Source organism: Mycobacterium sp. E796 (assembly GCF_001672815.1).
Lineage (GTDB): Bacteria > Actinomycetota > Actinomycetes > Mycobacteriales > Mycobacteriaceae > Mycobacterium.
In genome coordinates this window covers 14,229-36,427 of the sequence record NZ_LZKK01000295.1, presented here as the reverse complement: position 1 = coordinate 36,427, position 22,199 = coordinate 14,229, and the positions used below count along the sequence as shown (strand labels likewise).

The following is a 22,199-nucleotide window of genomic DNA, read 5'->3' as shown; positions in this document are numbered from 1 at the left end:
CCTAGCCCAGGTTGGCCAGCAGCAGCGCCTCGGCGATCGCCGCACGCTCCAGCACGCCCAAGTGCACACTCTCGTTGACGCTGTGCGCCTGGGTCGCCGGGTCTTCGACGCCGGTGACGAGGATCTTCGCCTTCGGGAACGCGGCGGCGAACTCGGCGATGAACGGGATCGAGCCGCCCATGCCCATATCGATCGGCTCGGCGCCCCAGGCCTGCCGGAAGGCCGCTCGCGCCGCCTCGTAAACGGGGCCGCTGGCGTCGATGGCGTAGGGCTCGCCCTTGTCGCCGCGCGTGACGCTCACCCGCGCCCCCCACGGGGCGTGCCGCTGCAGATGCGCGGTCAATGCGTCCAGGTGCGCCTCGGCGTCGCCGCCGGGCGCTATCCGCAGGCTGACCTTGGCACGGGCCCGCGGGATGAGCGTATTCGACGCTGCCGCAACGGGTGTCGTGTCGATGCCGATCACCGTGATCGCCGGTTTGGCCCAGAGCCGCTGGGGCACCGAACCCGAGCCGATCTCGGACACCCCGTCCAGCACACCGGAATCGGCGCGGACCCGCTCGGGCGGATAGTCGGGGTAATTCAGTGAGCTGATGTCGGTTTCGTGCAGGCCGGCCACAGCGACGTTGCCGTCATCGTCGTGCAGACTGGCCAGCAGCCGCACCAGGGCACTCAGCGCGTCGGGAACCACACCGCCCCACAGGCCCGAGTGCAGCCCGTGGTCGAGCGTGGCGACCTCGACCACGCAGTCGACCAGCCCGCGCAACGAAACCGTCAGCGCGGGGGTGTCCGTGCTCCAGTTGTCCGAGTCCGCGATCACGATCACGTCGGCGGCCAGCGCGTCGTGGTGCGCGGCGAGCAATCGACCCAGCGACGGCGAGCCGGATTCCTCCTCGCCCTCGACGAAGACCGTCACGCCGACCGGCGGCTGGCCGCCATGGGCCCGAAACGCCGCCAAATGCGTTGCGACACCGGCCTTGTCGTCGGCACTGCCGCGGCCGTACAGCCGCCCGTCACGTTCCGTGGGTTCGAAGGGCGGCGATGCCCACTGGCTGTGGTCGCCTTCGGGCTGCACGTCATGGTGGGCGTACAGCAACACGGTGGGCGCCCCTGGCGGCGCCGGATGCCGCGCGATGACGGCCGGCGCCCCGCCCTCGCTGACAATGCGCACATCGCCAAAACCGGCCTGCGACAACAGGTCCGCCACGGCCCGCGCGCTGCGGTGCACCTCGTCGTGGCGGGCGGGGTCGGCCCACACCGATTCGATCCGCACCAGGTCCTCGAGGTTGCGGCGCACCGACGGCAATACCTCTCGGACGCGCTCGACAAGCTCGCTCATGCCCTTCCCTTATCCCGCGAGGGTGCGCAGAATGCCGTCACACGCCGGCGTGTCGCGGACAAACGCGCACGCTCGCCGATGAGGGCTCGCGCGCTCAAGGAGTCTCCAGGATGGCGACCGCGGCGGCAGTGTCCCCTTCGTGCGTCAGCGACACGTGGATCGTCACGTCGGCCAGATGCTTGGCGATGTCGCCGGTCAGCCGCACGCGGGGGCGGCCCCACATGTCGGTGACCACCTCGATGTCGCGGTGGATGTCCTCGGGCAAGACGGGCCGCTGCGCGAACCGCGACACCGACCACGCCTTGATCACCGCTTCCTTCGCCGCCCAGCGGGCCGCCAGGTGACGCGCCGCCGACGAGCTCTTGTCCGAGGCGTCGCGCCGCTCGCCCGGGGTGAACGTTTCGGAGAATGCCGTGCCCGGTTGGTCGACTTGCTCGGCGAAATCAGGGATGGAGACGAGATCGATCCCCACACCGACAATGCCCATGGCTGGCCAGGTTAACCGATGGGCGCGCCCGGCGACGATGCGGTCCGCGCGGCGGACCGAGGAGAAGCCGGGCAATTGGACGGCGTCATCCGGCAGGGACCTGGTACGCGTCGTCATCGCCCAGGCGGGCGGCCGGATTCAGCAGCATCGCCGCCTCCTGCCGCTTCTCCGGCGCGTCATGGTCGAAGCGACGGTCCGGGGGCCGCTGATACATCGGCGGGCCGCCGGCGATGGCCGACACGAGTCGGCGCTGACCGGCCAGCAAGCGCGCGTCCGCACGCCGCTGGTAGTCGGCGCGCTGATCCGGGTCCAACGCCGCGATGAACGCCTGCGGGTGTACCAGCGCGACGAGCCCGGACACGTGGCCGAACCCGAGGCTGGTCAGCATCCCCGCCTTGAGCGGGAATTTCTCACCCAGCCGCAGCGTCTCGCGCACCCACACGAAGTGCGAGGAGCCCGCCAGTTCGTCGTCGACGCAGTCCAGGCTGCGGTTGGGCGGGATGACACCGTCGCGCAGCATCTGGCACAAGCCCATCGTCTGGAAGACCGCGGCGCCGCCCTTGGCGTGGCCGGTGAGGCTCTTCTGCGACACCACGAACAACGGCGCGCCCGGCGAGCGGCCCAGCGAGTCGGCCAGCCGCTCATGCAGCTCGGTCTCGTTGGGATCGTTGGCCAGCGTCGACGTGTCGTGCTTGGAGATCACGGCGATGTCGTCGGCGCCCACACCCAGCTTGTTCAGCGCCCGCGCCAGCGGTGAGTCCTTGCCGCCGCGGCCCGCGCCCAGCGCACCCAGGCCCGGGGCCGGGATCGAGGTGTGCACGCCGTCGCCGAACGACTGCGCGAACGCGACCACCGCGAGCACCGGCAGCCCCATCTTCAGGGCCAGGTCACCACGCGCCAGCAGAATCGTGCCGCCACCCTGTGCCTCGACGAAGCCCAGCCGACGCCGGTCGTTGGGCCGGGAGAACTTCGAGTCGTGGATTCCGCGGCCGCGCATCATGCCGGTGTCCGCGGTGGCGGCCATGTCGCCGAAGCCGATGATGCCCTCGAGCGTCAGGTCGTCGATGCCGCCGGCCACCACCATCTCGGCCTTGCCCAGCCGGATCTTGTCGAGGCCCTCCTCCATCGACACGGCGGCGGTCGCGCAGGCGGCGACGGGGTGGATCATCGCGCCGTAGCTGCCGATGTAGGACTGAACCACGTGTGCGGCAACGATATTGGGCAGCACTTCCTGGAAGATGTCGTTGGGCTTGTTACGGCCCAACAGGTTCCCGTGATACATCGTCTGCATCGACGTGCCACCACCCATGCCGGTGCCCATGGTGTTGGCCACCATGCTCGGGTGCACGTAGCGCATCACCTCGGCCGGGCTGAAGCCGGCGGACAGGAACGCGTCGACGGTCGCCACGATGTTCCACACGGCAAGCCGGTCAACGGAACTCGCCATGTCGGGGCTAATGCCCCACACCGTCGGGTCGAACCCAGTCGGCACCTGGCCGCCGACGACGCGGGACAGCTTGGTCTTGCGCGGCACCCGGATCTCGGTGCCCGCCTTGCGGATCACCTGCCAGTCACTCGAGTCGGGCACCGGCCGGATGATCGTGTGCTCCGGGTCGAACTCGACGAACGCGCGCGCGTCGGCCTCCGAGGACACCACGAACGCGAAATCCTTCTCCAGGAACACCGACACCAGCAGCGGCGACGCGTGATCGGGGTCGATCGCGCCGTCGTCGACAAACTCACGGATGCCGCAGCGTTCCACCACCGTGTCGTGGTAGCGCTCGACCAGCTCGGATTCGTCGACCAGATCACCGGATTCGGTGTCGTACCAACCGGGTTGGGGGTCGTCTTCCCAGCGGATCAGCCCGGTGGTCCAGGCCAGCTCGAGCACACCGGCCGCCGACAGCTCGTTGTCGACCTCCATCTCGAAGCGGGTCCGCGACGAGCCGTACGGCCCGAGCTCGGCGCCGCCGACGATCACCACCAGGTCGGCCGGGTCGACGTCGAGGTCGGCCCACTCCGGCGGTGGCGCTGGGCGGTAGCCGCGCGGCGGGGACGGCAGCGCGCGAATGGTGCCCGCGGCCGCGTCATCGTCGTCCTCGCCGGCGGCCTCGGTCGACATCTCCTCGCGCGCCTTGGCGGCGAGTTCGGCCATGTCGAGGTTGGCGTCGGCGAGCCCGCCGGTCAGGTCGGCCTCGATCGGCTTGCTGGCCGCGGCCACCTTGGACTCCACATCGCACAGGGCGAGCAGCATCGAGGCCATCTCGTCGGTGGAATAGGTGGTGACACCGGCCTCCTCCACGGCCGATACGATGGCGTCGTTGTGGCCCATCAGCCCGGTGCCGCGGGTCCAGCCAATTAGCGCGTGCGCCAAGCTAACTCGGGCCGCCCACGACGACTCCGCGTGCCAACGGCTCACCAGCGCGTCCAACGCCGACTTCGCCTCGCCGTAGGCACCGTCGCCACCGAACATGCCGCGGTTCGGCGAGCCCGGCAGCACCACGTGCAACCGCGACGCGATGTCACGTTCCGCGCCGATCTTCGACAGCCCGCCGATCAACCGCTGCACGGCCCACAGCAGGACCTTCATCTCCATCTCCGAGCGCGAACCGGCCTCGGACAGGTCACCCGCGACGCGCGGGGCCGCGAACGGGAACAGCAGCGTCGGGGTCTGCGCATCCTTGATGTGAATGGATTGCGGCCCAAGGCTTTCGGTCTGCTCGGTGCCGATCCACTCGACCAGGGCGTCGATGTCGGAGTAGGACGCCATGTTGGCCGCCACCACCCACAGGGCGGCACCGTAGCGGGCGTGGTCGCGGTAGAGCCCGCGGTAGAACGCAAGCCGCTCGTCATCGAGCTTGGATGTCGTGGCGATGACGGTGGCGCCGCCGTCGAGCAGCCGTGCGACCACCGAGGCCGCGATCGAACCCTTGGACGCGCCCGTCACCACGGCGACCTCGCTGCTGGACGGACCCGGCAGCGGGTTCTCGGCGCCGGCGGCGATGCGGCCGTACAGCGACGCGTGGATCTGGCGGCCGGCGGCCAGCGACTTGCCCTGCCACCAGGTGGCCTGGGTGGCGACGACGTGCCCGGCGCCCTCGAACCGCTCCGACAGCCGCATCCAGTCGGCGTCGATGTCGCCCTCGTCGGTCAGCCACAGCTTGACCAGGTCCTCGCGGGCGCTGGCCCACCGGTCGTCGAACACGACGGCCTTCTTGGCGTCGAACACCGGAGCCACCAAACGTGGCCAGTCCGCGCCCAATTCGGCGGTGACCAAGTCGATGAGCTCCGCATCGGTGGCCGCCGGCGACACGCTCACCGGATTGTCGAGGCCCAGCTGGCCGAGCACCAGGCGGGCCGCCGAGGCCAGCACGCCGTCGCGACCCGTGATCTGGTCGGTGAATTCGGAGAGCGCGGCCGCGTCGATGGTCGCGCCACCGCCACCGCCCGCCGAGGGCAGCGCCACCGAAATGCCGTGCCGCGCGGCGACCGACATGACCGCCGCGTCGACGACCTTGTCGACGGAGGCGGCATCGGCCAGCGCGCCCTCGTGCAGGTGGCCCATGGCGCCGCCACGAACGCTGGTGCCCTCGCGGGTGCCCAGCGCCACTTCCACCGTGACGTGCTTGGCCCAACCCTCGCCCAGTTCCCAGGTCTTCTTGACCCGCTCGGCGATCGCGGCCGGCCGCTTGCCCGACGGCCCCAGCACCGTGCGCAGTTGGTCGTTGATCGCGTCGGAAAGCACCGGGCCGTAAGGCTTATAGGTGCGCGCCAGCTTGGTCACCTGCGCGCGCAGACCGGCCAGATCGGCCTCGGCGGCGCCGTCGATGGCCCCCAGGTTCAGCTCCGAACCCAGGTCCACCAGCAGCTGGTTGCGCCGCGACGACGCGCCGTCGGTGATGGACTCGATGGAGTCGAGTTGTTCGATCTGGTCGATGCGCATCTTGGCCGACAGCGCGATGAGCGCCAGGGTGGCGTCGGCGGCGTCGAACGTGATGTCGTCCGGCCGAGCTGCCCCCGACGGCGCGGCCGGCGCGGAAACCGGTGCGGCCGCAGCGGTTTCCGGCGCCGCAGCGTCCGCGGTGGCCGGCGCGGAATCGTCGGCCTCGTCCTCGGGCTCCGGCTCCGGGTCGGTGTCCGTGGCGAACAGCACGGCGGCGTCGCGCTCGGCGTTGAGCACTTCGACGGTGCTGTGGGCGTATTCGGGCAGCTTGAGGGTGTTGGTCGCGAGACCGGCGACGGTCGGCGCCGACTTCACACCGATCTCGACGAACCGCTCCACACCGAGACCGCCCGCGGCCTCCTCGGTGAACAGCAGGTCCTGGGTCTCGATCCAGCGCACCGGGCTGGCGAACTGCCAAGCCAGCAGCTCGATCAACACCTTGCGGGCCAGCTCGGCAGGCCGCTCGCGACGCCAGGTGTCGTAGTCGGCGAGGATCTCGTCGAGCGGCTCGGCGGGCACCAAATCCCTGATCTCCTGGACGAAGTCGCGATCGAGGGTGAACGGTCGCGGCACCAGGTTCGGGATGTAGCGGCCGATGATGATGTCGGGATCCTTGTCGCGCGGCATGACCCGATCCAGCGCGCGCCGGAAGTCGGCCACGCCGACCCGCAACACCCGCGAGTGGAACGGCACGTCGATGCCCGGCACCAGGATGAACGAGCGCCGCCCGCCGCTGAGCTCGCGCCGACGCTCGACCTCGGCCTCCAGGGCCTCGAGGCCGCGCACAGTGCCGGCGATCGCGTACTGTGAGCCACGCAAGTTGAAGTTCACGATCTCGAGGAACTCACCGGTGCTCTCGGCGATCCCGGCGACGAACGCCGGAACCTCCTCGTCGGGCAGGTCGATCTGCGAGGGCCGGATCGCCGCCAACCGGTAGTTGGAGCGACCCAACTCGTCGCGGGGTACGATGTCGTGCATCTTCGACCCGCGGTGAAACACCATCTCCAGCAAGGCTTCCAGCTCATAGATGCCGGTCACGCAGGCCAGCGCGGTGTATTCACCGACGGAGTGGCCGCACGCGATGGCGCCCTCGACGAAGGCACCCTGCTCACGCATCTCGGCGACCTGCGCGGCGGCCACGGTCGCCATCGCGACCTGGGTGAACTGCGTCAGGTACAGCACGCCCTCGGGGTGGTTGTAGTGCACGCCGCTGGCGATGATGCTGGTCGGGTTGTCGCGCACCACATGCAGCACCGAGAAACCCAGCGTGTCGCGGGTGAACTTGTCGGCCGCGTCCCACACCTTGCGCGCCGCCTTGGACCGGGCCCGGACCTCCATGCCCATGCCCTTGTGCTGGATGCCCTGTCCGGGGAACGCGTAGACCGTCCTCGGGGAGCCCAGCCGCGCGGTGGCCGACATCACCAGGTCGGAACCGACCCGAGCGGCCACCTCCAAAACCTCGGCGCCCCGGTCGATTCCGACGCGATCCACCCGGAAATCGACCTCGTCGCCGGGGCGCACCATGCCCAGGAAACGCGCGGTCCAGCCGACCAGCCGAGCGGGCGGGCGGGCCTTGCCGTCGGTCGCGGTCGCCGCGTGCTGCGCCGCAGCCGACAGCCACATGCCGTGCACGATCGGCGATTCCAGTCCGGCCAGCAACGCGGCTGCCCGATCGGTGTGAATGGGGTTGTGGTCACCGGACACCACCGCGAACGGGCGCATGTCGACCGGCGCCGTCAGCGTGACGTCGCGACGGCGACGACGCGGGGTGTCGGTCGCATTCTCCGACACCGCGCCGCCGGCCCGGACCGGATCGGTGAGCTCGGCCGCGCCGGTACGTCCGAGGATCGCGAAACGCTCCGCGAGCGTGGCGATTACCGCACCGTCCGCGTCCGAAATAGACACCGACACCGGGACCACCCGGCCCATGTCCGTGTCGAGGGCGCCCGAAGCCGTTGCGGTGACGGTCAATTGGGCCCGTACCGTCGGGAGCGTGCCGACTACATGGGCGGCGTGGTCCAGATGCACCAGGCTCAGCAGGCCCTCGACCACTGGGACACCGGAATCGGTGACGGCCGAGCCGATGGCCGCGAAAACGGCGGGCCAGCAAGGGCCGACGAGCGCGTCGGGCACGGTGGTGAGGCTCGGCGCCAGCGGCTCGCCGAAGACGGCCGTGACGCCGGTGTGATCGGCAACCCGCTCGGGATCCCAGTCCACCGTCAGGGTGGCCGTCCCGTCGGTGACCGGGGGAAGGAGGTCCGGCCCGTCGACGCCCGCGGCGATCGCCAGGACCGCGCGCATGGCGGCGGTGGCGTCCTCGGTGGACACCACCGGGGTGCCGCCGTCAACGGTGTTGGCGGGCAACCGGAATGGAATGTCGACCCACGCGCCCGACACGGGCACGCTCAGCGCGACGCCGTCGCCGTTGACCTCGAGCCGCGCCCCGGTGGAGGAGTGCGTCGCACGCTGGCTCTCGGGTCCGTCATGCACCAGCCAGTCGCTCGGGTCGGCGATCCGATGAACAGGGTTGGTCGTGGTGCGGCCGGCCCACTGCACGTCGGGCGCGTCAAGCACGACGGCCAGCGGTCCCGTCACGTCCGCGCGGCCGCGCCGGCGCGACGTGACCGGCCGGGGCTCCGCACCCGCGGCCAGCGTTTCATCTATGGCAGCTTGCTCGAAGCGGTCCAGGAGCGCGCCGACGGGCTCGTCCATCCGGGTGATGCCGGCCACCGCCGCCGTGCCCGGGATGATGCACACCTGGTCGGCGTCGTAACGGGCGTCATGCGCCTGCCACAGCGAGTCGCTGCGCCACCAGCGCCGCACGTCCTTGTCGATGACCGGCACGAAGTTGACCGGCTTGCCCAGGGTCTTGCACAGCGTGACGAAGAACGGCACATCGGCCGGGTGCAGCTGCACGGTTTCGGCGTCCGGGTAGCGGGCCAGCAGCAGCTCGATCGCCGCCTCGGGGTTCTCAAGCAGCTTGCTGTCGGCGAAAGCCGTCTCGATCGGCCCGAAATCCTTTGGGTGCAAACGCGCTTCGGCGCGCTGCAGCATCTGCTGGAAACGATCGCGCCAGGTGTCGGCCAGCCAAGGGCTGCCGGGCCCCGCGGTGTCGGCGGTCGAATCGCCCTCGCCGATGGCCAGTTCGACGTAGCGCCGCAACCACTGCAGGTAGGTCATCTCCCCCACGTCGCCGAAATACGGCTTGGCGGTGTTGGCCATCGCCGCGATGATCTCGTCGCGGCGCTCGGCGACCGCGTCGGCGTCGCCGGCGACCTCGTCGAGCAGCCGGCCGCACCGCGAGGCGCTGTTGTCGATCTCGTGGATGTCGGCGCCGAGCTGGCTACGGCTGGAAGCCATGCCGCCCTGGGCTTTTCCGGCGCTGATCCACTGGTCGGTGCCCGTGGTTTCCACCAGCATCCGCTTGACCGACGGCGACGTCGTGGACTCGAGCGTCGCCATCGCCGCGGTGCCGACCAGGATGCCGTCGATCGGCATCAACGGGAAGCCGTAGGCCTCGGCCCAACGGCCGGACAGGTACTCCGCCGCCCGCTCGGGGGTGCCGATGCCGCCGCCGACGCAGACCGTGATGTTGGGACGCGACCGCAGTTCCGAATACGTCGCCAGCAGCAGGTCGTCGAGGTCCTCCCAGGAGTGGTGCCCGCCGGCGCGGCCGCCCTCGATGTGCATGATCACCGGCTTGGTGGGCACCTCGGTCGCGATGCGGATGACCGAGCGGATCTGTTCCACAGTGCCGGGCTTGAACACCACGTGGCTGATCCCGACGTCGTTGAGCTCGCCGATCAATTCGACGGCTTCCTCGAGGTCCGGGATGCCGGCGCTGATCACCAGGCCGTCGATCGCCGCGCCGGACTGGCGGGCCTTCTGCACCAGCCGCTTGCCGCCGACCTGCAGCTTCCACAAGTAGGGATCGAGGAACAGAGCGTTGAACTGGTAGGTGCGCCCGGGCTCGAGCAGTCCGGAGAGCTCCTCGATGCGGTCGGCGAAGATTTCCTCGGTGACCTGCCCGCCGCCGGCCAGCTCGGCCCAGTGCCCGGCATTGGCCGCGGCCGCGACGATCTTTGCGTCGACAGTGGTCGGGGTCATGCCCGCGAGCAGGATAGGCGAGCGTCCGGTCAGCCGGGTGAACTTCGTCGACAGCTTGACCCGGCCGTCGGGGAGGCGGACCACGCCGGGGGCGTAGGTCGACCATGCCCGGGCGACCTCGGGGGTGGCACCGACGGTGAAGAGGTTGCGCTGTCCGCCGCGGGTCGCCGCGGGCACGATGCCGACGCCGAGGCCGCGGATCACCGGAGCGGTCAGCCGGGTCAGGATGTCCCCGGGCCCCAGATCGAGAATCCAGCGGGCGCCAGCTTGGTGAACGCTCGTGATCTCATCCACCCAGTCGACGCCATTCACCAGGATGGCCTCGGTCAGCTTCCGGGCCAGCGCGACGTCGATGCCGACCTTCTCGGCCCAGCTCCCGACAATGTCGATGCCGTCGGCCAGCCGCGGCGTGTGGAAGCCCACCTCGACCCGGACCGGGTCGAAGACCGGCGCGAAGACGTCGCCGCCGCGGATCTTGTTCTTGCGGTCGGCCTCTTCCTTTTCGGAGATCTGCCGGCAATACAGTTCGAAGCGCGAGAGCTGCTCGGGGGTGCCGGTGATGACGACCGACCGGCGACCGTTGCGGATGGACAGTACTGGGGGTAGCACGGTGCGCACATCCTGGGCGAACTCGTCGAGCAGCCGGCGAATGCGTTCGGGGTCGGCGTTGGTCACCGACACCATCGGCGGGCGGTCCCCCAGCACCGAGATCCCGCGCCGGCGGGCGACCAGCGTCCCGGCCGCGCCGATCAGCTGGGCCAGCGCCAGTAGCTCGATGTCACGGGCGCCCGCGGCGTTGAACGCCTCGACGGCGAGCACGCCCTGCGAATGCCCGACGACGGCCACCGGCGGCGTGGCGGTCCAATCCATGCCCTGCCGGGCCAGCGCACGCGCCGCCGCGATCTGGGTGAGCAGCACGCCGGGGATCGACACCGCGGCCGACGTCAGGTGCTTGTCCGACGGGACCGGATCCTCGGCGGCCAGCGCGCGCACCCACCTCAGCGGCTCGAAACCGATCGGACGCACCACGACCAGCTCTTTGGCCACCGGCTCGAGCAGCAGTTCCACCTCGCCGACCAGCGTTGCCAGATCGGATTCGATCCCGGCCGACGACACCAGCTCTTCGAGGGTCTCCAGCCAGGCGCTGCCTTGGCCGCCGAAGGCGATGGCGTACGGCTCGCCGGCCGCCAGGCGGTCGACCAGAGCATGGGCGCTGTGCGGGCTGTTCTCGTCGCGGTCGGCGGACACCCGGTCGTGCTCGTGGATCGTCACCTTCTATCTCTCCCCTGTATGCGTCTTTACGTCTCGGTTTCGTTCGGCCGCTCCCGACGGTGGGGGCCTGTTTTCCATAACGTCGATTCCCCGTCGAATCACAGCCGGAGGACGGCTGGCCGGTGTGCTGTCACGGGCCACCCCAATGGTCGAGCGGGGCGGCGGACGGCATCGGCTCTACTAAGAGTGTCATAAGGATCAGTGCCCTTTTTGCATGTTGATCGGTTACTGGTGAGTTCTACGCACGGGTAACCGTGTCGTGGGTAACACCGGGTTTAACCGCCCGCGCGGGCGCGGCGAACAAACCTGCTGCATGCAGGTGGTTACGGTCGAGTAGCTATAACTGCGCTGATCAAGGCACGATTGTTATGTAATCGTTATGTTAAAAAAATCGGCTCGCTTAACTGCCGTTGACGCCGCGTCAGCCCCGCCGGCCCGACCCGCTACGGCCGAAAATGAGCGAACGAGTGTTTGCTGGGAGTCGGACCGTCTGGGCCCCTAGGCCCACTGACCGAATTGCGGTTTGAGGATTTCGTTGACGTCGACCCCCACCCCGCCGACGCTTCGTTTGTCGATCTCCACCTGATGCAGGCTCGCTGCCGGATGGACGAAGCCCTTCGGCGAGCCCCAGTTGTGTTGCCAGAAGTACGAGCCGAGGCCGTCGTGCAGCGCCCAGTCGATGGTTTTCGAGTTGGCGTACACGCCGGTGCGCTCGTGCCCGATCACCGACTCCCAGGAACGCAGGTACGGAACTATCTGCTGCTTGTACTGCTCGTATGACGGGTCGTCGTCGATCGACGCATAGATCGGGGCGTTCGCCGGACCGCCGGCGGCGGCATGCAATTGCATGCCGCGTTGCGCGTGTTGCAGCCCCGCGCCCGCCCCGCCCAGCCAGTCGGCCGTGGACCCCTTGCCGTACTGGTAGCACGAGACGATCTTGAGCCCGTTGCTGCTCAGGTCACGGGCTTCACCCACCTGGATCGGCTTGCCCAGCATCCAGTTGCCGCCCGGCCGGCGGTCGGAGACGTAGCGAATGGATCCGACCGCCCCGGCAGCCCTGATCTGGCTCGCCGGGATGACGCCCGCCGCGTAATCCAGCAGGGTGCCCAGCGACGCGGACGCCGGCGCGGCGCGCAACGACGCCGCCGCGACGCCCAGCCCTACCAAGCCCGGGGTCGCGGCCGCGAGTTTGAGCACGTCACGGCGCGAGACCGACACATGCCACAGGGTACGACAGGAACATCACATGTCACATTAACCACTCAAATCACAGCGGTCACATATGCGTCACAGCGACGCGTCGCCGGGCAGCACGATGACGATGATGGCCTCCAGGCCGCGGCTGGCGGTCTGCCGCGAGATCTCATCAAGGAAATGGGCGGCCGCCGGGCTTATGGATCCGGCCCAGGCCCGGAATCCCTGCACCATCACCGGGTCATTCACCAGCAACGGTTGCACCCGCCGCAGCACGCCGACCACGTCTTCGGGCAACGGGTCGGCGACTTGCGCGTCGATCCAGGTACGCGCGAGTTCTGTTGCCGCGGAATCGCTTTCGTCTAACGCAACCACGTCGTTGGCGAGTTTGCGCAGCCGGTCGAAGAGCACTTGATGTCCCGGCGTCTCGGCCAGTTGCTCCAGCAGCGTGCTGGCCGCCGGGGGCAACGCCATCTGCCCGAACAAAGCGGGAACCGGCAGCTCCCACCCGTCGAAGAGCTGGGCGTACATCTCGGTGACAGACGGGGAAAGCGGGGCGGTGAGCCTCCCGATGACGCCGATGCTGTCGCGATGCCTCGTCGCCAGCCTCCGCAGCAGGTGCTCGTCGAGATCGGAAGCGTCGGCCATGCCGGTCGCGGCATCGATCGCCGCGATCAGCTGATCCAGGCGGTCACGCTCGCGCACCAGCAAGGTGCGGTGCTCGTCCAGCAACCCGGCAAGGGTGGTCTGGCCGCCGTCGAGCAGGCGCTGGATGTCGTTGATGCCGACGCCGAGGCTTCTCATGAGGTCGATGCGCAGCAGCTCGAGAACCTGGTCGACGTCGAAGACGCGATAGCCGTTGCTCAGGTATTCGGCGTGCAGCAACCCGATTTTCTCGTAGTGGCGGATGCGGCCCGATGCGATTCCGGTCAGGGCCACAACGTCGCCGATCAGCAACTGCTCAGCCACGGCTTGACCTTACAACTGTCACAAGGTCTGTACTGGGCATATGGAGCGTGACCAGCTCGTCGACCTGACGAGGCGTGCGTTGAAGCTGGCGCGTGACAAGACGACCGACCTCGCCCCGTCGCAGCATCGCGTCGACGCACGGGATTACACGTCGGTCGAGCGACACGAACAGGATCGGGCCATGCTGCTGGCCAGCCCGCAGTTGGTCGGCTACGTCTCGGAGCTGCCGGCTCCGGGCGCGTATTGCACCAAGACGGTGATGGGTCGATCGATCCTGCTGACGCGCACGTCGGCGGGTTCGGTCAAGGCGTTCGACAACGTCTGCCTGCACCGCCAATCACAGGTCGCAACGGGTTGCGGCACGGCGAAGCGGTTCACGTGTCCCTACCACGCGTGGACGTACGACAACACGGGGCGATTGGTGGCGCTTCCGGGACATGAGGGGTTCCCGGAGGCGGGGATCAAGTCCGATGGTTTGACGGAATTGCCGGCCACCGAATATGCCGGATTCCTCTGGGTCGCTTTGGATCCCGGCGCAGCGTTGGACGTCGCCGCGCATCTGGGGCCGCTGGCCGATGAGCTCGATTCCTGGGGCATCGGGCGGTGGTCCCCGTTGGGCGAGAAGGTGCTCGACTTTCCGATCAACTGGAAGCTGGCGGCCGACACCTTCGCGGAGAACTACCATTTCGCCACCGTGCATCGGCAAACCTTTGCCACCATCGCCCGCAGCAACTGCACGGTGTTCGACGCGTTCGGCCCCCATCACCGGTTGATCTTCCCGCTCAACACGATCCTGGAGCTCGACGATATTCCCGAAGAGCAATGGGACCCGTTCCACAACATGGTCGTGATCTACGCGCTGTTCCCGAACATCGTGCTGTCGGTGACGATCGCCAACGGTGAGCTCTTCCGCATCTACCCGGGCGACCGGCCCGGTCGGTCGATCACCGTGCACCAGAACTCGACACCGCTGGACCTGTCCGACGAGTCCGTGGCCGCCGGCGCTCGAGCCGTCTTCGAGTACGCCCACGCCACGGTCCGCGACGAGGATTACCGGCTGGTCGAGGGCCTGCAGGCGAACCTCGAGTCAGGCGCTAGGGATCACCTGGTGTTCGGCCGCAACGAACCGGGGCTGCAGCACCGGCACATCACCTGGGCGCGGGCGATTTCCGAGTTGGGTCGCGGCTGACGTCCGCCGTTCGCGTCACTGCACTCACGCACACGACACGCCGCCGGGTATGTACGTAGATTAAGTCTCGCGCGGCGTGTCGTCGGACAAGACGGCGAGCAGATCTTCGAGAACCGTTGCCAGCAATCCATTTTCGACTAAAGCCGCGCCAGTCAGCAGTTCGACCGCCTCCCCGCGACGGCCGGCGGCAATCAACGGCGCCACCCGATCGACGATCGTCTGCAGCTCCGAGGCGGTCGGTTCGACGTTCGCGACGGTGGTCGCCAGCACCTCGACCAACTCCCAATCGCGATACAGGGCGAGCGAGCGCTCGTTGAAGGCAAACCCGGTCACGGGTTTGCCCCACAGCGTCCCCTGGTAGCGGTAGGGACCTTCCATGTACTCGATCGGCAGGCCATGCGCCGGGGCCGGCACCAGCGGCTCCCCGACAATGTCGAGTTGCAGTGTGGCGCAGCGGATTCGGTGGCGGTCCGGCATATACCGAGCCGACGCGACGGGCCGCACCAGCGGCCGCACCGAATTCGGCCACCGCACGTAGCTGTGGATCGTGATCTCGACGTCTTCGGCGCAGTCGGGCGGCGTGGCCGGGTCGGGGTAGCTGGTCGTGACACCGGTAAACGGTTGCAGCGCATTGCCGTTCGTGCGGTCGAATTGCCGCCAGATGCTCAGGTCCACGCCATTGTCGAAGTTGATGGTGCGCCACTCGTGTGACCTCGCCCGGGGGTCTCCCCCGCTCCCCCCGCCGCCGGCGTACTTCGGGAACCACTGCCGGTCGACGTGCCCGCCGCTACCGGAGACCTGCTCGACGACGTCTCCCCAGCGCAGCGTCCCCGTCATCGCCATTCCCGTCTGAAAATACGAGTACGTGTCGCTTTGGCCGAAGCAGACGATCTTCCCGTTGTAGGTCGACGCACCGACCGGCGTCGGTGCCCGCGTTGGGGTTACGGCAAGGTCGAGCCGCATCGGCCGGCCGGAGTGGTCCTGGCCCACCAGGCTGACGCGATACGTGAACGGCAGCAACTCCCCGTCGCCGTTGCGGCAGGCGCTCCACGACGCGGTTCCCGCGCCGCTGTGGTAGCTCAGGTCGAGGTAACCCGGCGCCATGCTCAGCTTGCGCTGGGCCCCCGGCTCCATATTGGCCGGCGGCATGTCGTAGTCCGTATAGGTGCCGTAGTCACCGGTGTCCAGGTCGAACAGCGCCATCGTGTAGAAATCCGCCACGATCGTTCCGCCCGGCCGGTTCTTGTTGAAGATGGTCAGGAAGGCAAACGAGCGGCCGCTCTCGGCGGCATCGAGCTGCCCGGCGATGAACCAGGTGTCCGACTCCTGGTCGGCATGTTCGCCTTCGGCGGCGGGGAAGTCCAACTGGGGATCCCCGGGAACCAACCGGAACGGGTAAGTGCGCCAGTCGCTATCCATGTCGCTTCCTTGCCACGGCGCCAGCCTGCTTTTTTCACTATGTTAGCGTCAATAGCGAAATTGCGGTCGCGGTCCCATTCCCCGAGGAAGTGTCCCGATGACAGACAATCCCGGCCATCGTTCCTATAACGAACTCTTCATCGGGGGGCAGTGGCGCAAGCTCGCCAACCCACAACAGCTCGCCGTGATCTCGCCGCACTCCGAAGAGCCGGTCGGCCACGTCCAGGTGGCCGGGCCCGAGGAGGTCGACGCCGCAGTCACCGCCGCACGAAACGCTTTCGACCACGGCCCCTGGCCCCGCATGACCCACGCCGATCGGATGGCCAAGGTCGAGCAGCTCGCCGGGATCTACGGCGGCCACATCGAGGAGATGGCCGACCTAATCACCGACGAGATGGGTTCTCCGCGCAGTTTCAGCCGGCTCGGCCAAGGGGCCGCCGCTGCCTCGCTGATCCACCTCGCGCTGGCCGCCGCACGCGACTTTCCCTGGACGGAGCGCCGCCAGGGCGTGCTCGGGGAAGTGCACCTGCGCAGGGCACCGGTCGGGGTGGTCGGGGCGATCGTGCCGTGGAATGTGCCGCAGTTTTTGATCATGCCCAAGCTGATCCCGGCGCTGATCGCCGGTTGCACCGTGATTATCAAGCCCGCGCCCGAAACGCCCTTGGACGCTTTGTGGTTGGCCGAAATGATCGAACAACTGGACCTGCCCGACGGGGTGGTCTCGGTGCTGCCGGGCGGACCGGATATCGGCGAGGCGCTGGTCCGCCATCCCGGTGTGGACAAGATCGCGTTCACGGGTTCCAGCGCCGTCGGGCGCCGCATCGCCGCGCTCTGCGGCGAGCAGCTGAAGCGCTACAGCCTGGAGCTGGGCGGCAAGTCGGCGGCCATCATTCTCGACGACGCCGACATCGCCAAGACGGCGGCGGGGCTGAAAACCGCCGGCCTGATGAACAATGGCCAGGCCTGCGTCGCGCAGACCCGCATCCTGGTCAGCGATCGCCGACACGACGAGGTCGTCGACGCGCTCGCCGAAATGATGTCGGCGCTCAACGTCGGCGATCCGGGCGACGAGGCCACCGACATCGGACCCCTTGTCGCGCAACGGCAACAACGTCGGGTGCAGGAGTACATCAAATCGGGCAAGGCAGAAGGGGCCCGCGTGGTGGTCGGCGGCGAGGAGAATCCGTCGGGGCGCGGCTGGTACGTGCGACCGACGTTGTTCGCCGACGCCACCAACGACATGCGCATTGCCCGGGAGGAGATCTTCGGCCCGGTGTTGACCGTGCTGCGCTACCGCGACGAAGACGACGCGATCCGGATCGCCAACGAGAGCGACTACGGTCTGGCCGGTTCGGTGTGGACCTCCGACATCGCCCACGGCTTGGAGATCGCGGCCGGCGTCCGCACCGGCACCTACGGCATCAACATGTACACCCTCGACATCGGCGCCCCGTTCGGCGGCTTCAAGCAATCGGGCATCGGACGCGAGTTCGGACCGGAGGGCCTGCACGAGTACGTCGAGCTTCAGACGCTGGTGTGCAAGGGCAAGCTGCCGCCGCTATAGCTCGGGGGGTCGCCACGCGGGGTCGCGGCCCAGCCGCGCGAGAAGCCTTGCCTGCACGTCGATTTCGTCGTTCACCGCAACCGGCGCCTTGAACATCCCCGACCCGGTCAGCTCCCGGGTGTCCGGCGGCAAGGCGGCGTAAAACCTTTCGCACCAGCCGGGATCCAGCTGATCGTCGGCGCCCACCGCGCGGGCGAGGTCCCAGGTGTGCACCACGACATCGCGGGTCAGGTTCGGCATCAGCCGGTAGGCGTCCAGCCGCGTCGCGCTACCGGATTCGAGCGCCCCTGTCAGCGAGTCGTAGGTCAATTGCCAACGCGCCTGCGGATCGTCCCGGGGCCGGTCGGGTTTCAGCCCGACGGGCCGCAGGAGAAGCATGTCGTGAAAGCCGATCACGTGCTCGAGAACCCCTCGGGCGTCCCAGGCATCACACGGTGAGCGACGGTCCCACCTGCCCTCCGCTGCGGCGACAGCCTCGCTGAACCGCCGGCACGCCGCGAGGTGCAGTTCGGCTACGTCATCTATCGCCACGGCATTCGGGCATCTGCAGCGTGAGCTCGACCGGACAGCACAGGGCGCCATGCTGATTGGTCACCTGAATCTCGATGTCAACAAGGCAGCGCGGCGGACCCACCGAGGTGTCCCGCCGCTTGGTCAGAGCCCGCCCGCGCCCGATCATCGTGTCCCCCGCGTACACCGAACCGACCAGCCGCATCGAGCGGCGCACCACACGGCTGCTCGGGCCCGCCCAGTCGGTGGCGACCCGATCGGCAAACCCGGCAAGGTGCATGGTGTTGACGTAGATCGTTGGGTTGCCTTGATTTTGGGCATAACTGGGGTCGAAATGTCCCGGGAAATAGTCCCATGTCGCTCCGGCGTTCTCGACCACTCGCTGATAGCTGATGTGATCGACCACCTCCGGCAAGTCAGCGGGGACGTCGATCGTGTTCCAGTCCAAGTCGGTCACGAGGCGCCGTCCGGGGTGAACCGGAACAGGGTGTTTCGGCACGTGGCCACCACGGCGCCGTCCTGACGGGTATACGTCTCCAGCGTCTCGACGAAATGACCGACCCCCAGCCGAGTCCGCTTCTCCGGTGACACCGACACCAGCTCCTCGACGGCGGTGAGCACGTCTCCCTCGACGATGGGCCGCAGGAACTCGACGTCGTTGGCCGCGTTGATGAACGTGGTGCCGGGCAGCGGCACCCGCAGCACCACCGAGGCCACGGGCGGTCTGCCCGTCGGCTGCCAGGGCGGCGGGATCAGCCAACCCATCAGGAGAGCCGGCGGGGCGAGCAGGCCGCCCCACTTCTCCCGGGCAAACTCCGCATCCCAATACGATCGGTTCCCGTCGTGGACCATCGCGGCAAAAAGCTGGATGCGTGCGCCGCTGACGGGGGTCGCCGCGGTGCGGGGTTCGCTCTTCGCGCCGACCATGCGCAGCGCGTCTTCGTAGCTACCAAAGGCTAACTGGTAGCTGAGGTCGTGATCCCCACTCACATGACGAGCGGATGCCGGCTGGGCACCGAATCCCATTCGAGCGCACGGGAAGTGAAGTACCAGGCGCCGCGCTCGTAGATCAGCGTGTCCCGGAACGTTCCGGTGGCCCGCAGGGTGGTGTCGCCGTACATCGCGGCGAACAGCACCGCGACGCAACGCATGCTCGCGTTGATGCCGTCGATGCGGATCTCGTGGTCGAGGGTGACCAGGCGCTGCCCGTCGCCGCCGTCGAAGGCCGCGCGCAGATCGGTGAACAGGTCGCCATCGCGGGTGTAGCTGGCGCCGGCATGGCGGAACGTAGCGATCCAGCGGTCGCGGTCACCGTCGGAGTAGGCCCTGTTGTGTCGGGCGGTCAGATCCAGAATGGCAGCGCGGGCCGTGGCGGCCTGGAGCATCTGCTGTTCCTGATAGGTCATGGTCATGTGCTGTGCAGCCTCTCTTGGATGACGCCCACCAAGGGGTAGTTACGTAACAATAAATTAACTTACCGACGATTACGTAACATTAACGTAACTTACCGGCGAACGATATACCCCGCTTTCTCACGATCCCAGGCGCCCGGACCCAGTCCGCGACCGCGCAACACGTCTTTACGCACTCGTCCGATGACGTTCTTGGGCAGTTCATCCACCACTTCGACGAATCGCGGGACGCAGAAGTACGGCATCCGGGCGGTGCAGAAGTCAAGCAACTCCGCGTAGTCCAGGTCCGCTCCGGGGCGCAGCGTCACGATCAACAGGATGTCGTCTTCGCCCAAGTCGCTGGGGACCCCGACCGCTGCGGCTTCGGCCACCGCCGGATGGCGCACGACGACGGCCTCCACTTCGACCGAGGAAATGTTTTCGCCGCGCCGGCGCAACGAGTCTTTGATGCGGTCCACGTATGTCAGGTTCCGATCGGCGTCGAGTCTGCCCAAATCGCCGGTGCGAAACCACTCCGGGTGCGGCTCCACCCGCGAGCCCTCGCTCACGTAGCCCTCGCTCATCACATGCGGGTGCCTGGGACGGCAGGCGATCTCGCCGACCGCGCCGGGCGGCAGCGGGTCGCCGCGCTCATCGACGATGCGCACCTCGAAATTCGGATTCGGCCGGCCCGAGGTCCCGGGCACGCCTTCGTCGGAAACGCCCTTGACAGCGACCGGAAAGGCCTCGGTCATGCCGTACATCGTGACGATTCGGCAGCCGTAACGCTTTTCGATCTCGTGGTAGGAGTCCGCGTCGATGGGCGCGGCGGAGATGAACCGCAGTGGGAGCTGCGCGTCACGCGGATCCGAGGGCAGGTTCCGCAGCATCGACACCATGGCGCCGGCACCGGCGAATCCGACGGCGCCGCGGGCGCGGATGTCGTCCCACACCTGGCCGGGATGAAACGCCTTGGCCAACACGGTCGTTCCGCCGACCAGCATCGGTGCCAGCACGCTGGGCGCCGCGCTGAGGTGGAAGAGCGGCATCGCCGTCCACAGCACCTCCCCCGGGCCGAATTCCCACGCGGCGGCGGCGGTAGCGGCGACCGAGAACAGGTAATGCCACGTCGTGGCAACCGCTTTCGACGGCCCGGTGGTGCCGGAGGTGAAAAACAACACCCCCACGTCGGCCGGGCCGACCGGGCTTTCGGTCACCGGAACGTCGGCGTCGAGGTGCAACGTGGCGGTGAGCGAATCATCCTGCACCACAACGCCGGTCACCGTGTCCAGCTGCCCGACGACCTCGTCGACCCGGGGCCGGCGCTCGGTGTCGGTGAGAATCACCTTGGCCCGCGACAACCGCAGCGTGTGCAGCAGGAAATCGCCCTTGTTCGCGGCGTTCACCGCCGCGCTGACCGCGCCGATGCGCGCCGCGCCCAGCCAGAAGTACACCCATTCCGGGCAGGTGGCGGTGAACAGCGCCACGCAATCGCCGGGTCCGACGCCCAAACCGGCCAACACGTGCGCCGCCGCGCGGGACCGCTGGCGCATCTCCTCGAACGTCACGTCCACGCCGGCGATCGACATCATCACCCGGTCAGGGTGCTGCTCCGCCCGCCGATCCAGGACGGCCGGCACGGTGAAGCTGTCGACGCCGAAATCCGACGGTCCCGGCATCAGGCTTTCGCGGCCGCCGGGTCGGGTTCGCCCTCGGCGGTGTAGCCGAAGTCGGACGGCGACGGCTCCGGGCCCGGATAGAAGCGGTGCGCCCAGCGGCGAAGGGCGGCATAGTCGTGCGCCTCTTCGGGTGCCAGGTTGGGCTTTTCGAGGTATTTCATGTTCTCCCACGTGAAGAAGTCCTGCTTGATGACCTCTTGCTGCAGCGCCAGGAACTTGGCGGCGCGGCCGGTGGGTGCGTCGCCGGTGTCGCCGGGCTCGCGAATCGAAGCCTGCGTGTAGAAGTAGTCGGTGTAGTCCTCGTCGACCGGCGTCTGCCCGGTCACCTGCACGGTGGCCACCAGCTCGCTGGGGAAGCGAACCAGGCCCAATCCCAGCGAGTAGTTGTCGTAAATGATCTTGGCGTCGACCGGCCCGTTCGGGGTCAGCCAGGTCGAGGCGCGACCGCCGCCGAAATGGGCGTTGACGGTGGCGTGCAGGTGGTATCCGGAGACCTCGAACGACGAGGTGGTGGCGGGATTGGCGGCCTTGTGCACGTACTGCACGTGGTAGGGATCGGCGGCGTTCTCGATGATCATCTGCGGGTGCACCTTGACCCGGTTGAGCATCTGCGTGTGCGGGTGCAGCGGGTAGTACTCGTTGGTTTCGAGCTCGGGCAGCACCGGCGGCTGCCAGTATGGCGCGCGCCCATGCCGCTCGTGCCACGCGAGGATGAACCCGTACCACTCCATGCTCGGGTAGGTGCGGATGCGGACGTTGTTCTTGCAGCCGATCTTGCTGTAGGGGATCAGGGCGTTGGTGCCGTCGCCGCGCCACCGCCAGCCGTGCCAGGGACAGACGATGTTCTCGCCCTCGACAGTGCCGCCGACGCCGAGGTTGGCGCCGAGGTGTTGGCAGTACGCGTCCATCACATGCACCTGGCCGGATTCGGTGCGGAAGAGCACCAACTCCTCGCCGAAGTAGTGCGCGCGCTTGACCTCACCGGGAGGCAGGTCCGAGCCGAACGCGACGATGAACCAGCCCGTCGGGAACCGGTAGGTAGACAGGGCGATGCCGGCCTGCCCGAACTCACGCTCCGAAGGATCTGCGGCCGACTCTGATGCCGAGTCCGAAATTGTATCCGTCACGACCCCTCCCAG

General features: G+C 68.2%; 13 protein-coding genes and 1 pseudogene. 2 read left to right on the top strand and 12 right to left on the bottom strand.

What is annotated here, in order from left to right:
• Position 1: 1 nt before the first annotated feature.
• From A5706_RS22445 to A5706_RS22425, 5 genes and pseudogenes are all read right to left on the bottom strand, one after another.
• Positions 2-1,398, bottom strand: a pseudogene (locus tag A5706_RS22445) (dipeptidase).
• A gap of 32 nt (positions 1,399-1,430) precedes the next feature.
• A complete protein-coding gene (locus A5706_RS22440; protein WP_066928483.1) occupies positions 1,431-1,823 on the bottom strand; it encodes a holo-ACP synthase in 393 nt (130 codons plus the stop codon).
• An 85-nt stretch (positions 1,824-1,908) separates the two neighbouring features.
• Positions 1,909-11,145 (bottom strand): type I polyketide synthase, encoded by a 9,237-nt coding sequence (locus tag A5706_RS22435; RefSeq protein ID WP_068135469.1) that lies wholly within the window; start codon positions 11,143-11,145, stop codon positions 1,909-1,911.
• A gap of 498 nt (positions 11,146-11,643) precedes the next feature.
• A complete protein-coding gene (locus A5706_RS22430) occupies positions 11,644-12,363 on the bottom strand; it encodes a DUF1906 domain-containing protein (protein ID WP_068135466.1) in 720 nt (239 codons plus the stop codon).
• Between the two features lie 69 nt (positions 12,364-12,432).
• Complete coding sequence (locus A5706_RS22425) at positions 12,433-13,308, bottom strand: MerR family transcriptional regulator (RefSeq protein ID WP_068135462.1); 876 nt, start codon at positions 13,306-13,308, stop codon at positions 12,433-12,435.
• 40 nt (positions 13,309-13,348) lie between these two features.
• On the opposite strand from A5706_RS22425, the gene A5706_RS22420 reads away from it, so the two are divergent.
• Complete coding sequence (locus tag A5706_RS22420; protein ID WP_068135457.1) at positions 13,349-14,497, top strand: aromatic ring-hydroxylating dioxygenase subunit alpha; 1,149 nt, start codon at positions 13,349-13,351, stop codon at positions 14,495-14,497.
• A gap of 60 nt (positions 14,498-14,557) precedes the next feature.
• On the opposite strand, the gene A5706_RS22415 is transcribed toward A5706_RS22420, so the two are convergent.
• On the bottom strand, positions 14,558-15,916 hold the full coding sequence (locus A5706_RS22415; RefSeq protein ID WP_068135454.1) for a secreted hydrolase: 1,359 nt from the start codon (positions 15,914-15,916) through the stop codon (positions 14,558-14,560).
• Positions 15,917-16,013: 97 nt separating this feature from the next.
• On the opposite strand from A5706_RS22415, the gene A5706_RS22410 reads away from it, so the two are divergent.
• Positions 16,014-17,480, top strand: a complete 1,467-nt coding sequence (locus A5706_RS22410) for an aldehyde dehydrogenase (protein ID WP_068135451.1) — start codon at positions 16,014-16,016, stop codon at positions 17,478-17,480.
• On the opposite strand, the gene A5706_RS22405 is transcribed toward A5706_RS22410, so the two are convergent.
• The 6 genes from A5706_RS22405 to A5706_RS22380 form a co-directional block, all read right to left on the bottom strand.
• On the bottom strand, positions 17,475-18,011 hold the full coding sequence (locus A5706_RS22405; RefSeq protein ID WP_231985380.1) for a maleylpyruvate isomerase family mycothiol-dependent enzyme: 537 nt from the start codon (positions 18,009-18,011) through the stop codon (positions 17,475-17,477). The genes A5706_RS22410 and A5706_RS22405 overlap by 6 nt on opposite strands.
• A complete protein-coding gene (locus tag A5706_RS22400; protein ID WP_068135448.1) occupies positions 17,998-18,447 on the bottom strand; it encodes a MaoC family dehydratase in 450 nt (149 codons plus the stop codon). The genes A5706_RS22405 and A5706_RS22400 overlap by 14 nt, the downstream gene beginning before the upstream one ends.
• Positions 18,444-19,016, bottom strand: coding sequence for a MaoC family dehydratase N-terminal domain-containing protein (locus A5706_RS22395; protein WP_156767276.1), 573 nt, complete (start codon positions 19,014-19,016; stop codon positions 18,444-18,446). The genes A5706_RS22400 and A5706_RS22395 overlap by 4 nt, the downstream gene beginning before the upstream one ends.
• Positions 18,977-19,402, bottom strand: a complete 426-nt coding sequence (locus A5706_RS22390) for a nuclear transport factor 2 family protein (RefSeq protein ID WP_068135445.1) — start codon at positions 19,400-19,402, stop codon at positions 18,977-18,979. Before A5706_RS22390 ends, A5706_RS22395 begins: the two co-directional genes overlap by 40 nt.
• A gap of 92 nt (positions 19,403-19,494) precedes the next feature.
• The gene (locus A5706_RS22385; RefSeq protein ID WP_068135443.1) at positions 19,495-21,060 is read right to left on the bottom strand and encodes an AMP-binding protein; all 1,566 of its coding nucleotides are present in this window, start codon (positions 21,058-21,060) and stop codon (positions 19,495-19,497) included.
• The gene (locus A5706_RS22380; RefSeq protein WP_156767275.1) at positions 21,060-22,187 is read right to left on the bottom strand and encodes a Rieske 2Fe-2S domain-containing protein; all 1,128 of its coding nucleotides are present in this window, start codon (positions 22,185-22,187) and stop codon (positions 21,060-21,062) included. The genes A5706_RS22385 and A5706_RS22380 overlap by 1 nt, the downstream gene beginning before the upstream one ends.
• Between the last annotated feature and the right edge of the window lie 12 nt (positions 22,188-22,199).

Coding starts and splice junctions, on each gene's coding strand:
- A5706_RS22410 (WP_068135451.1), top strand. CDS start 16,014: ATGACAGACAATCCCGGCCATCGTTCCTATAACGAACTCTTCATCGGG.
- A5706_RS22385 (WP_068135443.1), bottom strand. CDS start 21,060: ATGCCGGGACCGTCGGATTTCGGCGTCGACAGCTTCACCGTGCCGGCC.
- A5706_RS22390 (WP_068135445.1), bottom strand. CDS start 19,402: ATGACCATGACCTATCAGGAACAGCAGATGCTCCAGGCCGCCACGGCC.
- A5706_RS22415 (WP_068135454.1), bottom strand. CDS start 15,916: ATGGATAGCGACTGGCGCACTTACCCGTTCCGGTTGGTTCCCGGGGAT.
- A5706_RS22440 (WP_066928483.1), bottom strand. CDS start 1,823: ATGGGCATTGTCGGTGTGGGGATCGATCTCGTCTCCATCCCTGATTTC.
- A5706_RS22420 (WP_068135457.1), top strand. CDS start 13,349: ATGGAGCGTGACCAGCTCGTCGACCTGACGAGGCGTGCGTTGAAGCTG.
- A5706_RS22395 (WP_156767276.1), bottom strand. CDS start 19,016: ATGGGATTCGGTGCCCAGCCGGCATCCGCTCGTCATGTGAGTGGGGAT.